General features: G+C 63.8%; 13 protein-coding genes. 6 read left to right on the forward strand and 7 right to left on the reverse strand.

The window, feature by feature from the left end; all coding sequences use genetic code 11:
* Positions 1 to 257, reverse strand: a 257-nt coding sequence (locus J8I87_RS16135) for a hypothetical protein (protein WP_209932479.1), incomplete at its 3' end; no start/stop codon positions are given.
* Between the two features lie 39 nt (positions 258 to 296).
* Between J8I87_RS16135 and J8I87_RS16140 the strand changes: the two genes are divergently transcribed.
* The 3 genes from J8I87_RS16140 to J8I87_RS16150 all read left to right on the forward strand — a co-directional run bounded on the left by J8I87_RS16140 (position 297) and on the right by J8I87_RS16150 (position 3693).
* Positions 297 to 1508, forward strand: coding sequence for a DNA-binding transcriptional regulator (locus J8I87_RS16140; protein WP_209932480.1), 1212 nt, complete (start codon positions 297 to 299; stop codon positions 1506 to 1508).
* 49 nt (positions 1509 to 1557) lie between these two features.
* Complete coding sequence (locus J8I87_RS16145) at positions 1558 to 2649, forward strand: aldose epimerase family protein (protein WP_209932481.1); 1092 nt, start codon at positions 1558 to 1560, stop codon at positions 2647 to 2649.
* 339 nt (positions 2650 to 2988) lie between these two features.
* Entirely contained in the window at positions 2989 to 3693 is a 705-nt protein-coding gene (locus J8I87_RS16150; RefSeq protein ID WP_209932483.1) for a PepSY-associated TM helix domain-containing protein, read from the forward strand.
* A 100-nt stretch (positions 3694 to 3793) separates the two neighbouring features.
* Here the strand turns inward: J8I87_RS16150 and J8I87_RS16155 are convergent, their stop codons facing one another.
* Complete coding sequence (locus tag J8I87_RS16155; protein ID WP_209932484.1) at positions 3794 to 4567, reverse strand: SDR family NAD(P)-dependent oxidoreductase; 774 nt, start codon at positions 4565 to 4567, stop codon at positions 3794 to 3796.
* Between the two features lie 155 nt (positions 4568 to 4722).
* Here J8I87_RS16155 and J8I87_RS16160 point away from each other — a divergent pair, with 155 nt between their 5' ends.
* Positions 4723 to 5313, forward strand: coding sequence for a TetR/AcrR family transcriptional regulator (locus J8I87_RS16160; protein ID WP_209932485.1), 591 nt, complete (start codon positions 4723 to 4725; stop codon positions 5311 to 5313).
* Positions 5314 to 5536: 223 nt separating this feature from the next.
* The gene (locus J8I87_RS16165; RefSeq protein WP_209932486.1) at positions 5537 to 5848 is read left to right on the forward strand and encodes a hypothetical protein; all 312 of its coding nucleotides are present in this window, start codon (positions 5537 to 5539) and stop codon (positions 5846 to 5848) included.
* A gap of 126 nt (positions 5849 to 5974) precedes the next feature.
* Here the strand turns inward: J8I87_RS16165 and J8I87_RS16170 are convergent, their stop codons facing one another.
* The 5 genes from J8I87_RS16170 to J8I87_RS16190 all read right to left on the reverse strand — a co-directional run bounded on the left by J8I87_RS16170 (position 5975) and on the right by J8I87_RS16190 (position 12366).
* Complete coding sequence (locus J8I87_RS16170; protein ID WP_209932487.1) at positions 5975 to 6826, reverse strand: carbohydrate ABC transporter permease; 852 nt, start codon at positions 6824 to 6826, stop codon at positions 5975 to 5977.
* A gap of 11 nt (positions 6827 to 6837) precedes the next feature.
* Positions 6838 to 7761: a sugar ABC transporter permease gene (locus J8I87_RS16175; protein ID WP_313064724.1), complete on the reverse strand. Its 924-nt coding sequence runs from the start codon at positions 7759 to 7761 to the stop codon at positions 6838 to 6840.
* A 106-nt stretch (positions 7762 to 7867) separates the two neighbouring features.
* On the reverse strand, positions 7868 to 9139 hold the full coding sequence (locus tag J8I87_RS16180) for an ABC transporter substrate-binding protein (protein ID WP_209932490.1): 1272 nt from the start codon (positions 9137 to 9139) through the stop codon (positions 7868 to 7870).
* 81 nt (positions 9140 to 9220) lie between these two features.
* Positions 9221 to 11203, reverse strand: a complete 1983-nt coding sequence (locus J8I87_RS16185) for a beta-galactosidase (protein WP_209932491.1) — start codon at positions 11201 to 11203, stop codon at positions 9221 to 9223.
* Between the two features lie 11 nt (positions 11204 to 11214).
* Positions 11215 to 12366, reverse strand: a complete 1152-nt coding sequence (locus J8I87_RS16190; RefSeq protein WP_209932492.1) for an ABC transporter ATP-binding protein — start codon at positions 12364 to 12366, stop codon at positions 11215 to 11217.
* Between the two features lie 246 nt (positions 12367 to 12612).
* On the opposite strand from J8I87_RS16190, the gene J8I87_RS16195 reads away from it, so the two are divergent.
* Positions 12613 to 13635, forward strand: coding sequence for a LacI family DNA-binding transcriptional regulator (locus J8I87_RS16195; protein WP_209932493.1), 1023 nt, complete (start codon positions 12613 to 12615; stop codon positions 13633 to 13635).
* Positions 13636 to 13816: the final 181 nt, after the last annotated feature.

The raw sequence follows: 13816 nt of genomic DNA on the forward strand, positions 1-13816 counted from the left end.
GGTGTGAGCGGCTTTCTTTGCCTACTTTCTTTGCCGCGGCAAAGAAAGTAGGTGCCGCCCCGCACAGGGGCGACGCCTGCGCCGCGAGGCGCATCGCGGATGCCAGCGAAAGCGGCAAAAGAGCAAACCGCGTCGCGGAAGCCAGCGAAAGCGGCAAAGAGCGAACCGCGTCGCGGATGCCAGCGAAAGCCGCAAAGAGCAAACCACATCGCGGATGCCAGCGAACGCGGCAAAAGGGCTGCCAGCGAACGCAGCAAATGAGCTGCCAGCGAAAGCGGCAAACACCTGGAGACCCAATGACTCATCGCACGCATCGGATCGCACTGCTCTTCAACGCGAACAAGGTCTACGATCGCGAGATCATCACGGGCATCGGCCAATATCTGCTATCCACCCGCGTCGCGTGGGACCTGTTCCTCGAAGAAGATTTCCGCGCGCGTCTGAATGGCATCGAGCGCTTCGAAGGCGATGGCTTCATCGCGGACTTCGATGATCCCGCCGTCTGTGCAGCTCTCGCCGATTCCCATCTGCCCGTGATCGCCGTCGGCGGGTCATATGAAGATCCTTCGAAGTACCCACCAAATCTCCCGTATATCGCGACCGACAACATGCAGCTGGTGTCGCTCGCGTACAAACATCTGATCGGCGCAGGGCTGCAACGTTTCGCGCTCTATAGCCTGCCCGAATCGCCGACCAACCGCTGGGCGCAGGAACGAGAGCTCGCATTCAATGCGCTTCTCAAAGCAGACGGACTCGAAGGCGACGTGCATCGCGGGCTGCCCACCAGCGCGCCCGTGTGGCATCAGGCGAGCGTGCAGCTGACGGAATGGCTGCAAGGCCTGCCGAAGCCCGTCGGCATCATCGCGGTGACGGACGCGCGCGCGCGTCAGGTGTTGCAGGCGTGTCTGATCAGCGGCATTCCCGTGCCCGAACAGGTGGCGATCATCGGCATCGACAACGATCCGTTGACGCGCTCGCTCACGCGCATCCCATTGTCGTCGGTGATCCAGGGGACGGAGGAGATGGGCCGCACGGCAGCGCATCTGCTGCATCAGATGCTAGGCGGCGCGCGCTTCGCCGGCCGCCGCATTCTCGTGCCGCCCGTCGGCATCAACGTGTGCGAATCGACGAAGCATGAACCGCTCGCAAGCCCTTACGTGATGCGCGCGCGTCACTACATCCGCCAATACGCGTGCCAAGGCATCAAGACGGAACAGGTCGCCGACTACGTGGGCGTGTCGCGTTCGTCGCTCGAAGACTATTTCCGCCGCGAACTGGGCTGCACCGTGCATCAGGAAATCCTCAAGCACAAGCTCGATGTCGCGAAGCAACTGCTCGTGCAGCAGGACATGTCGAGCGCGGAAGTCGCGATACGCTGCGGCTTTACTTCGTTGCAGTACATGTACGCGGTGTTTCGCCGCGAACTCGACTGCACGCCGCGCGAGTATCAGGAACGCATGCAAGCCGCCCAGGGATCGCACGCTGCGCCGTCGGCGCAAATGCCTTAATCTGGTTTCGATATCCGGGTTCAATAGCTGACCTTACGCCGCGACCGTCATGAATTTCGCCGACATGCAAAGCACCGACTCCTTCACTTCATCCAGCGTCCAGGTCGAACGCTGGGGCACGTTGCCCGGTCTCGGCGACATTCGTCTGTTCACGCTGCGCAACGCGCACGGCATGCGCGCGGTGATCAGCGATCTCGGCGCGACCCTCGTCGCGTGGCACGCGCCCGATCGCGCGGGGCGCATCGCCGATGTGCTGCTCGGCCACGACACGCCCGCCGGATATCTCGCGAGCCGCTGGTTTTTCGGCTCGACGATCGGGCGCTGGGCAAACCGCATCGCGCATGCGCGCTTTACGCTCGATGGCGTCACATATCAACTCGATCGCAACGATGGCGACAACCTGCTGCACGGCGGCGTGAGCGGATTCCACAAGGCGCTATGGAGCGCGCGCGAGGCGGACGGCGCGCTGGTGCTGTCGTACGAATCGCCCGAAGGCGACGCGGGCTTTCCCGGCGCGGTGACGGCCACGGTGCGCTATGCGCTCGACGACGACGGCGCGCTTACGATCGACTATGACGCCACGGCCGACGCGCCCACGCCGCTCAGCCTCACGAACCACGCGTACTTCAACCTGGCGGGTGACACGCGCGCCGACGCGCCCGATATCCGCGGCCACGTCATTTCAATCGACGCCGATGCCTTCTTCGCCGTCGATGAAGCAATGATCCCCATTGAGAGAAAGGATGTCGCGGGCAGCGTGTTCGATTTCCGCGCGGGCGCGCCCATCGGCGCGCGGCTCGACTGGCCGGATGCGCAGCTCGCGCGCGCGGGCGGCTTCGATCATTGCTATGTGCTGCGCGAATGCGCGGGCGCGATGCGCGCGGCGGCCGTTCTGTATGACCCGGCGAGCGGCCGCGAACTGACGGTATCGACGGACGCGAAGGGGATGCAGTTCTATACGGGCAATTTTCTTGCGGGCGTCGACGGCCGCAATGGCAGGACGTACAGCAAGCATGCGGCGCTGTGCCTCGAAACGGGCGCGTTTCCGAACCAGATCAACATGCCGGATGCCGAAGACGTCGTGCTGCGCCCAGGCGAGCGCTACACGCACACCACCGTCTACCGGCTCGGCGTGCGCTGAATATCGGCGATCGCGAGCCATCCGGTGCGCAAGGGTCGTAATCGGTCGAAACATTCACGGTGTTGTAAATCGCGTCCGGCGATTGCGGCATTCATTACGCCGTGAAATCATAAGCTCCCTTAGCTGTTTTACCTGATCGCAAAGCCAGCCCACTGCAGCGCCCCATTTGCTGGGCAAAGCGGCCAGCCAGCCAACGCCATCGCCTCCCCCGTCGATGGCCATTCCGTATCGAAGCACAACGCGCGTCGCGAGCCTTCACGGCCTGCAACGTGTGCGCGGCTGTTCGATCACGGTTGAGGTCAGTTGCAACCGCGCGTTGTCTTGCCCCTGGAGCGACCTGTGAATACACCCGAAACCGTGGCCATCGATCCCGCGACGCGCGGCAATGGCCAGCACAAAAACACCGGCAATGGCGCGCCGCCGATGACTTCGCGCCGCATCACGTTCATCAAATGGCTGCGCAAGGTGCACAGCTGGATTGGCCTGTGGGGCGCCGCCCTCGGCCTGTTGATGGGCACGAGCGGCTTCCTGTTGAATCATCGCGGCGGACCGCTGCGCGTACCGACAGGCGAGCCGCAAGTCGAGTCGCTGCAGGTGCAGTTGCCCAAGCCCGCGCCCGAGTCGCCGCGCGATCTCGCCCAATGGCTCAAGCAGGACCTGAAGGTGCAAGGCAAGCCGGGGCGCGTGCAGAAGGAGCCATCGCATCCCGTCGCATGGGGCGATCGCAAGGCGATGCAGCCGGAGCGCTGGCAGGTGTCGTTAGCGTCGCCAGGCGAAAACACATCGGCGGAATACTGGGTCGGCAACGACTACGTGAGCGTCAAGCGCAGCGCGAACACGTTCCTCGCCACCCTCACGAATCTGCACAAGGGCGTGGGCCTGAGCGTCGGCTGGGTGCTGCTGATCGACACGTTCGCGGGCGGCGTGATCCTGCTGTCGCTGACGGGCGTGCTGCTGTGGACGCAGTTGAACCGGCGCAGGACGGTCGGCGCCGTGCTGGTGCTGGGATCGATCGTCGCGGCGATGGTCGCGGGCCTGATTTGACGCTGCGCTAGCTGCGCATCGCGCGCATCAACACGGCAAAAGGGCGATGGCAGCCGCAAGGCTGCACATCGCCCTTTTTGCGTTCAGCCCTTACGGGCGCTTACTTGCGGAACGCCGGCGCGCCCATCGGCGCACCCGTGTTGCCGCCGTCGACGACGATTTCCGCCGCGGTCATGCCCGACGCCGCATCCGACGCGAGGAACACGGCGGCTTGTGCAACTTCCTCGGCCTCGGCGAAGCGGTTCATCGGGATCATCGGCTTGAGCGCGGTTTCCGTGGCGTCCAGCGTCGCGCCTTGACGGTCGCCGCGCGTCCAGATCGACGTGCGCGTTCCGCCCGGGATGACCGTGTTCACGCGGATGCCGCGCGTGACCAGCTCCGACGCGAGCACGCGCGCCATCCCCGAAATCGCCGCCTTCGAAGCCGAATACGCCGACGAGCCCGGGCTGCCCAGCTGGCGCATCACCGATCCGTTCAGCACGATCGCGCCGCCCTCGCCCATCAGCGGCACCGCAGCCTGCACCGTCAGGAACACGGCCGTCACGTTGGTGCGCATGATCGATTCGAACTTTTCAGCCGTCGTGCCGCCGACGGGCGTCGCACCGCTGACACCTGCGTTCGCGAACAGCACATCGAGCTTGCCGAACTTGTCAGCGATCACTTTCATCACTTCGTCGATGGCTGCCGGGTCGTTGAGATCCGCGCGAATCGCGAGCGCCTTCGGGCCGAGTTCGGCGACGGCTTCGTCGAGCTTCTTCTCGTCGCGGCCCGTGATCGCGACCCGCGCGCCCTGCGCGATCAGCAGACGCGCCGCCGCGAAACCGATACCGCCGTTGCCGCCTGTCACGAGCGCCGTCTTGTTTTCGAAGGACATATGTATTTCTCCAAGGTGGAAGGGTCGATGCGGATATTCATCCGCTTGCAGCCGCGTTATAATTGCAAGTGCAATCTTAAATTAATCATAGTGAGCGCAATCAATACGTGTCAAGCGTTTTTTGCGCTCGCATCGTTGGGCACGGTGAACAAGCGATGAAAGTCAGCAAGGAAAAGGCGGCGCAAAACCGGGCGGCGCTTGTCGAGACGGCCGCTCGCCTGATCCGCGAGCGCGGTATCGACGGCGTCGGCGTGGCGGAAATCGGCAAGGCGGCGGGACTCACGCACGGCGCGCTCTATGCGCACTTTCCGTCGAAGGAAGCGCTGGCGGCAGAGGCGCTCGCGCATGGGCTGCACGCGAGCCACGCGCGCATGACGACGTCGCACGACGGCCGTCTGCCGAGTCTCAAGGATCTGCTCGACAGCTATTTGTCGGAGGAAAAGCGCGACGACATCGCGAACGGCTGCGCGATGGCGGCGTCGGCGAGCGAGATCGGCCGTCAGGACGAGACGATCAGCGCGCGCTACAGCGAGGGGTTCGAGATGATGGTCGCCGTGTTCGAGCAGCATCTGGCCGCGCACAAGGTCAAGGGCAACCAGCGCGACAAGGCGATCGCGATATCGTCGGCGCTGATCGGCGGTATCGCGGCGTCGCGTGCCGTGTTAAAGGCAAAGCCCGAACTGGCCAACCAGATCCTGCGCGCGGTGCGGCGCACGGTCGGTGAGATCGCGGGCGAGCACGCCTGAGCGCCGCCGCCGGGTCGATGAACGACGCGCGATATGTTCGCGCATGCTGTCGTCATTGCGCTTGCACGCCCGAACAAATGCAACAAAAGCGCGACATGATGACGTCCGCGCACGTCACGCCTTGAACTCCCGCATCCGATATCCAATAGTTAAAGCGGACTGCGGGTGCGCCATGCCGGCTCCTTTCGCACGAGCGCGCCATTCTTCGAGCAAGGAGTGCATCGTGCGCAAGCCCCTCGTTTCCCTTCAACTAGCAACCGCTGTCGCGCTTTTAGTCAGTGCCGCCGCGTCGCATGCGCAAGGTTTGTCCGTGTATGACGACATGAACGCACCCATCAACAACACGCGCCTGATGCCGAACGCGGCGCTCGGCAGCGAATATCCGACACACGGCAACCAGCAGGCGGGTGAACTCAATCTGAATCCCGTCGATCCGCGCGCGCAACTCGTCAATGGTCTGCCGAACAATGCCAATTCGGGCGGTTATGGATCGCCGCTCGCCGGTGTGCGCACTTATGTGCAACCGGGGCAGTAGCATATCGGCGCGTAGGCCCCATGGAAAAAAGCCCCCTTTCGCGGGCAACCTTCTACGAGGAGAGAAACAGGGACACGCGCAGGAAAAAGCGCAGGAAAGCGCACAGGAAAAGCGCGCAAGAAACTGCTAACCTTTGGTCGCGCCGAACGTGAGACCCGCGACGAAGTGCTTTTGCATCGCGAAGAACATCGCGACGGAAGGCAGCGCAGCCAGAATCGAACCCGCCGACACGAGATTCCACGCAGTCGTCCATTGGCCCTTGAGCGCCGCGACGCCGACCGTGATCGGCGCCGCCTCGTCGCCTTGCGTCAGACACAGCGCCCAGAAGTAATCGTTCCAGACGAACGTGAAGACGAGAATCGCGAGCGCAGCAAGCGCGGGCCGGATCAGCGGCAACACGATGCGGTAGAACACCGTCCACTCGCCCGCGCCTTCGATGCGCGCCGCCTCGATCAGTTCATAGGGCAACTGCTTGATGAAGTTGCGCAGAAACAGCGCGCAAAAGCCCGTCTGAAACGACACGTGAAAGAGAATCAGCGCGCCCAGCGTATTGAAGAGCCCGAGGCTTAGCGACAGATCGCGCACGGGAATCATCAGTATCTGGATCGGCACGAAGTTGCCCGCGACGAAGGTCGCGAAGAGCGTCGTGTTGCCGCGAAAGCGGTAGATCGCAAGCGCGAAGCCTGCCATCGACGCGAGCACGATCGCGCCGATCACGGAAGGCACCGTGATCAGCACGCTATTCCAGAAGTAATGCAGCATCGGCGACGTGGTGAGCGCTTCGTGGTAGTTGTCGAAGAACGCGATGTGCTTCGGCCAGCCCCAGTAATTGCCTTCGCTCAGCTCTTGCGTCGAGCGCACCGACGTGACGAGCACCGCGATCATCGGCAGCAGCCAGATCAGGAGCGCAACGGGCAGCGACAGTTTGTACAGCCGCCGGTTGAACGGCTTCCATTTGGCGACGGGCATCGGATACATGGTCCGCTCCTTTACTGTTCGTGGCGCAGCATGCGGCGCAGGTGATAGACGATGTAGACGAGCATGATCGCGAACAGCACAACGGCAATCGACGCCGAATAGCCGATCCGGTAATACTTGATCGCCTGGTCGTACATGTAATACGCGAGCACGGTCGAACTTTCGAACGGGCCGCCGCCCGTCATCACCGAGATCAGATCGAAACTGCGCAGCGCGCCGATCACGGTCACGACGATCGCCATGAACGTGACGGGTCGCAATTGCGGCAGCACGACATGCCACAGCATCGACCAGCCCTTCGCGCCTTCCATGCGGGCGGCTTCGAGCTGCTCGCTGTTGAGCGTCGTGAGGCCCGTCAGATACAGGATCATGCAGTACGCCGTCTGCGGCCACAGCGCGGCGAAGATGATGCCGAAGGTCGCATAGCGCGCATCGCCGAGCACGGGGATGCCGTGACCGAGCATCATCGCGAGCAGGCCGAAGGTCGGGTCGTAGAACCACGAGAAGATCAGCCCGACGACGACGCCCGACAGCACGAACGGCGCGAAGAACAGCGACTTCACCACACGCATGCCCGACACCGCCTGATTCAGATACAGCGCGACGGCGAGTCCCATCGGCGGCGCGAGCAGGAACAGCACAAGCCAGATCAGGTTGTTCTTCAGCGCGGTATAGAACGTCGGCGCCTGGAACAGCTCGATATAGTTCGCGAGTCCGACGAACGCCTTGTCGGTCATGCCGTCCCAGTTGTAGAAGCTGAGCCAGATCGACGACAGGATCGGCCAGACGACGTACACGGCGACCATGAAGCACGCGGGCGCGAGAAACAGCAACGCGGCCTTGCGCTGCCGGCGCGCGGTCGGCGACGGCCCGCGCCTGCTGCGCGCCGCCTTCGGCGCAGGCGCGGCTTGCGGCGACGGCGGCGTCGCATTGATATCCTGACGTGTGACGGAGTGCGACACGACGGTTCTCCCATCCTGAGCTTTCTGCTATGCGCGGGACCGCAGGTTCAAGGCGGTCCCGCGCCACGGCTTTACACCCTTACTTCTTGTAGATCCGCTTGCGCGTCTGTTCAAGCTGCGCGAGGACCGCATCGAGCTTCGCCGGATCCGCGACGAACTGCTGCATGCCCTTCATCCCTTCGTCGGCCATTTCCTTCGTCATGTCGCGGTCATAGAACTGCGCGATGCCGCCCTTCGTATTCGACAGGATCTGGAACCCGATCTTCGAAATGGGATCTTCCGGTTCCGGCGACTTGCTGTTCGCCGACAGCGAACCCAGGCCCGCCGCGAGCTTCGCGCCCTGCTCCGGCGTTTCGACGAACGCGAGGAACGTCTGCGCGTCGGCCTTGTTCTTCGCCTTCGCCGGAATGTGCAGCGATTCGACGGGACCATCTTCCGCCGTCGGCACATTCGAGTCGATGATCGGGAACTGGAAATAGCCCATGTTCGGCTTCACGCTCGCCGGAAAGCCGCCCGTGATGAACGTGCCCATCAGCATCATCGCGGCCTTGCCCTGGAACAGGAACGGCTGCGCCGCATCGAGGTCGTAGGACAGCGAGTTGTCGATGAAGTCCTTGTCGTCGAGCAACTGCTTCCACGCCGTATAGACCTTCTTCACGCGCGGGTCGGTATAGGGCACGTCGCCCGCCATCAGCTTCTGATGAAATGCGTTGCCGTTGATGCGCAAGTCGAGGTAATCGAACCAGCCCGCGAGCGTCCATGCATCGCGGCCACCGACAGCAAACGGCGTGATGCCTGCCGCCTTCAGCTTCTTGCAGGCGTCCATCAACTGGTCCCACGTTTTCGGCTCGGACGTGATGCCGACCTTCTGGAACAGGTCCTTCCGATAGAACAGGCCCCACGAGTAATAGACGGTCGGCGCCGCGTACTGCTTGCCGTTGTACGTCGACGATTCCTTCGTCGATGCGTACATGCTGTCCCAGCCGTTCTTCTTCCAGTCGCCGCTCAGGTCTTCGAAGAGGCCGCGCCGCGCGTAGTACGCCATGCGCTCGCCGTTGTGCCAGTTGACGACATCAGGCGCGACCGTCGACAGCCAGCCCGGCAGTTGCACCTTGTACGCTTCCTCGTCGACGAACGACGCCTTCACGTCGATGTCGGGATGCGCCTTCCTGAAGTCGTCGATTACCGATTGCCACACGGCGCGCTGGCTTGCGCCCTTGAACGCGATGTTCATCGTCATCGTGCCCGCTGCGGCATTCGTCGCGGTGACGGCCAACGACGACACGGTGGCTGCGACGGCGAACGCCAGCGTGGCCATCGCTTTGCGCGGGTTGAATTGCCTTGCTGTCATCCTGTTGTCTCCTGTCATTTTATTGCGTGGTTTTTAGATGCCGGATCACTGCTGTATTACTGGTGTTAGCCATTCGCTGCGCTACGCCGTCCGATAAGCCGATACGCCTTGCGGCTCCACTTCATGCGTGCCGATCACGAAACGCGACCCATCGACGCCTTCGATCAGATGCTTGCCGTTCGCGTAGTTGAAGACATAGGTGAGACCGCCGCGACGGCTGATGCGCACGCTGTCGCCCAGCGGCGTCGGCGTGAGTCCGGCCTGCGTCGCGATGCGCGCGAACAGCGACTCGGTCAGGCGGTCGTCGAACAGGCTCGCGAAGTAATGAACCGAGCCGTGCTGCACATACGCGGGATGACCATCGGCGAAGCGCGCGCGCACAGCGAAGCTGCGCTCGTCGGCGGCGTCGATCAGATCGCGCCAATGGCGCGCAAAGCCTTCGCGCGGCGTATCGCCCGCGCCGTTGAAATGCACGGGCTCCGTCACGTTGGGCCGCATCGATTCGACGCGCCACACGCGGATCGGCAGCAACGATGCGAGCGCGCCGGGCGGCAGGTTCGCGGGAATCTGCAGGTCGCGCGTCTTCGAGCCCGTGCGCGGACCGAGCACGACTTGCGCGCCCGACGCCGCGAGCCGCGCCGCGAAGTCGCCGGGCACGACGGGCAGCGGCGGCACGACGATCATCCTGTAGCCGTCGAGCGGCGCATCGGCGGCAATCACATCGACGTCGAAACCGAGCGAGCGCAACGCCGAGTAGTACTCGAACGCGAAACGCGGATAGTGAAAGTCGGCGCCCTGCGGATGGATTTCGAACAGCCACTTGGCTTCGTAGTCGTAGATGAGCGCGATCTTGCTGCGCAGGTCCGCATTCGCGTCGGCGTTCGACGCCGACACGCGCACGATCTCCTGCGCGACCTGCTCCGCTTCGCTGCCGCCGATATCGAGGCGATTGTCGGGCGTGTTCAGACCCGCATGCATCTGCTCCTGCGCGAACGGCGCCTGACGCCATCTGAAGTACGACACGCAGCCCGCGCCGTGCGCAAACGCTTCCCAGCTCCACAAGCGCACCATGCCCGGCAGCGGCGCGGGATTCCAATGCGCCCAATTGACAGGACCGGGCTGCTGCTCCATCACCCAGAACGGCAGCTTCGACATGCCGCGATACACGTCATGATTGAACGAGGCGAAGTCGGGATGCCCCGTGCGCAGGAACTTTGCCTTGATCTCCGGCGCGAACCACTGCTCTTCGAGCGCGCCGAGCGGGTAGCTGTCCCACGTCGCCACATCGAGATCGCGCGCGACCTCGTAGTGATCGAATTCCGTGAAGAGCTGCATGAAGTTGTGCGCGACGGGCCGTCCCGGCGAATGCGCGCGAATGATCTCGACCTGCATGCGGTTGTAGCGCGCGACTTCATCGGACGCGAAGCGCCGGTAGTCGAGACGCTGCGACGGATGCGCTTCCGTGACGGTCGCGACGGGCGCATCGATTTCGTCGAAGCTGCGGTACTCCATGCTCCAGAACACAGTGCCCCAGGCGCGGTTCAACGCGTCGATGTTCAGGTAGCGCTCCTTCAGCCACAGACGAAAACGCGCAATGGCGGCCGGCGAATAGCTGACCACCGTGTTGTGGCAGCCGTACTCGTTGTCCGTCTGCCAGAAGGCGACAGCGGGATGCTTGCCGTATCGTTCGGCGACGGCCGTGCAGATCTTGCGCGACGCGTCGAAATACGACGGCGACGAAAAATCGTAGTGACGCCGCGAGCCGAATGCGCGCGGGCGTCCATCGGCGCCGACGGGCAAAATGTCCGGGTGACGGTCGATCAGCCACTTCGGCGGCGTCGCCGTCGGCGTGCACATCACGACCTTCAGGCCCGCGTTGCCGAGCACGTCGATCACACGATCGAGCCAGCCCCAATCGTATTCGCCGGGCGTCGGCTCGATACGGCTCCATGCAAACTCCGCGATTCGCACCTGTTCGATGCCGAGCGCCTTCATCCGGCGCGCGTCGTCTTCCCACATCGATTCCGGCCAGTGCTCCGGGTAATAGCAGACTCCAAGTCGCATGCGCATGTCCCTTATGCGTAGTGTTCAACGGAGTTGAGCGCCTTCACGGCGAATCCGTCTTCGGTGAAAAGATGGCAGGCGCTGGCGGGCGCCGCGAAGACGGCACGCTCGCCCTGCCCGATGCGCGCGTTGCCGGGCACCTTCGCGATCAGCACGTCGCCGCCGGGTTGATCGAGATGCACGTAACTGTGTTCGCCCAGATGCTCGATCAGCGAAATGGTGCGCGCAAGCGTTGCATCATCTTGTGATATATCGCTCGCGACGAGTTCGAGATGCTCCGGGCGCACGCCGAGCGTGACAGGTTGCGCGCCCTGCAGCGCGCTGCCGTCGACGGCGACGCGCACCGGCTCGTTCGTATGATCCAGCGCGACGACGACGCCTTGCGCGTCGATCTGCGTCACGCGCGCGGGCAGAAAGTTCATGCGCGGCGAGCCGATGAAACCCGCGACGAAACGGCTGTCCGGCCGGTGATAGAGTTCGAGCGGCGCGCCGATCTGCGCGATGCTGCCGTAACGCTCGGTGTCGTTGCCCGCATGCAGGAGCACGATTTTGTCGGCGAGTGTCATCGCCTCCGTCTGATCGTGCGTCACATAGACGACGCTCGCCGTCGCGAATTGCTTGTGCAGGCGCGCGATTTCGATGCGCGTCTGGCCGCGCAGAGTCGCATCGAGATTCGACAGCGGCTCATCGAACAGAAACACGCCGGGCTCGCGCACGATCGCGCGGCCAATTGCGACACGCTGCCGCTGCCCGCCCGACAGCGCGCGCGGCTTGCGATCGAGCAGCGCTTCGAGTTGCAGGATGCGCGCGGCTTCCTTCACCTTGCGGTCGATTTCCGCTTTCGGCTTCTTCGCGAGCTTCAGGCCAAAGGCGATGTTCTCGTACACGCTCATGTGCGGAAAGAGCGCATAGCTCTGGAACACCATCGCGACACCACGCTCGGCAGCGGGCACGTCATTGACGATGCGCCCGCCGATCGACAGGTCGCCGTCCGTCACGTCTTCGAGACCGGCGATCATGCGCAGCAGCGTGGACTTTCCGCAGCCCGACGGGCCGAGGAACACGCAGAACTCGTTCTCGCCGATCTCCAGATCGACGTTGCGGATCACGGGCGCGTTGTCTCCATACGCTTTCTGCACGCCCTTCAACGAAATGCTCGCCATCGCTTCGACTCCGTGATTTAATCAGCCCGAAGCGGAGATTAAGCGCTTAATCTGCACGGCCAAAAAATGATCGCATTGCGATCGCTGGCCGAGGGGGTTGAGCTTTGGTGGGCTCTCATGGCCAGTTGTTGGCCGACTGGCGCTGTCTCCGCTATTCGTTCTGTCGTTTCGCGCATGGTGCCGCGCCTTCAAGGCCAATGCAAATGATGAACGCATGTCCCATATATTGAAGAAGCACCGCGAATCATGTCCACTCTGAGCGAAGTCGCACGGCGCGCCGGCGTCACGTCGGCGACGGTATCGAATGTGCTGCGCAACCGCGGACGCGTCGGCGAACAGACGCGTCAGCGCGTGCTCGAAGCCGTCGAGGCGCTCAACTACCGGCCGCATCTCGCTGCGCGCGCGCTCGCCGAGGGCCGCGCGCCGACCATCGCGCTGATGGTGTCGAGCATCGCGAACCCGTTCTATCCCGAGTTCGCGCTCGCCGTCGAGCGCGCGGCGCGCACGAGCGGCCACTTCGTCATCATCTGCAACACGAACGAAGATCCGCAGGCGGGCCGCGCCTATCTGGAGCAGATTGCGGGCACGCTGTCGGAAGGCGTGCTCGTGATGAACGCCAATCTCGACTTCGACGATCTGCATAAAACGCAAGCGCGCGGCGCGCCCGTGGTGCTGTGCATGTGGGAACGCCCCGACGATCCGCCCGGCCTGCCCTGCGTCGCCGTCGACTTTCGCCTCGCAGGCCAGCTTGCCGCGCGGCATCTGATCGAGCTCGGCCATCGGCGCATCGGCGCGATTGTCGGCAGCAAACCATCGGGCATTCATGCTTCGCGCTACGAAGGCTTCGCCGATGCAATGCGAGAAGCGGGCCTGAAAGTGCCCGCGAAAAACGTGCGTTATGCGCCCGACACGATTGAGGGCGGCTACATGGCCGCGCGCGGTCTGCTCGAACGCGATGCGAAGATGACGGCCATCTTCGCGACCAACGACCTGCCCGCGCTCGGCACGATCCACGCTGCCGCCGATCTCGGACGCGAGGTGCCGCGCGATCTGTCCGTGGTCGGCATCACCGACATTCAACTGGCGCAGCAATCGCGCCCGCCGCTGACGACCGTCGCGGTGCCGACCGTCGAAGCGGCCGGGCTCGCGGTGTCGCTGCTGCGCGATCTGATCGAGCAGCCCACGCATGGCGCGCAGCGAAAAGCGCCGCGCGTGTGCGTGACATCCGCGCCGCAATTGATCGTGCGCGGCTCGACGCAGCAGCGCTGACTCGTCCCCGCCGATCCGGGTCAAAACCGATACAACGCGATAGCGGCACACGCCGCCTGCTTCGCGCGCAAGTCCGGCGATTCGCCCGCGCGGCCTTGCGCGCCAACGGCGCGCGCTCCGCAAAGCGTGTCTGCATGCGGCTTTGCGGCACGATCGACCAAAAAAATCTGCTTCAGATCGG

It is taken from the genome of Paraburkholderia sp. LEh10 (assembly GCF_017814945.1).
Taxonomy (GTDB): Bacteria; Pseudomonadota; Gammaproteobacteria; order Burkholderiales; family Burkholderiaceae; genus Paraburkholderia.

Coding starts and splice junctions, on each gene's coding strand:
- J8I87_RS16140 (WP_209932480.1), top strand. CDS start 297: ATGACTCATCGCACGCATCGGATCGCACTGCTCTTCAACGCGAACAAG.
- J8I87_RS16145 (WP_209932481.1), top strand. CDS start 1,558: ATGAATTTCGCCGACATGCAAAGCACCGACTCCTTCACTTCATCCAGC.
- J8I87_RS16155 (WP_209932484.1), bottom strand. CDS start 4,567: ATGTCCTTCGAAAACAAGACGGCGCTCGTGACAGGCGGCAACGGCGGT.
- J8I87_RS16160 (WP_209932485.1), top strand. CDS start 4,723: ATGAAAGTCAGCAAGGAAAAGGCGGCGCAAAACCGGGCGGCGCTTGTC.
- J8I87_RS16170 (WP_209932487.1), bottom strand. CDS start 6,826: ATGTATCCGATGCCCGTCGCCAAATGGAAGCCGTTCAACCGGCGGCTG.
- J8I87_RS16180 (WP_209932490.1), bottom strand. CDS start 9,139: ATGACAGCAAGGCAATTCAACCCGCGCAAAGCGATGGCCACGCTGGCG.
- J8I87_RS16185 (WP_209932491.1), bottom strand. CDS start 11,203: ATGCGACTTGGAGTCTGCTATTACCCGGAGCACTGGCCGGAATCGATG.
- J8I87_RS16190 (WP_209932492.1), bottom strand. CDS start 12,366: ATGGCGAGCATTTCGTTGAAGGGCGTGCAGAAAGCGTATGGAGACAAC.
- J8I87_RS16195 (WP_209932493.1), top strand. CDS start 12,613: ATGTCCACTCTGAGCGAAGTCGCACGGCGCGCCGGCGTCACGTCGGCG.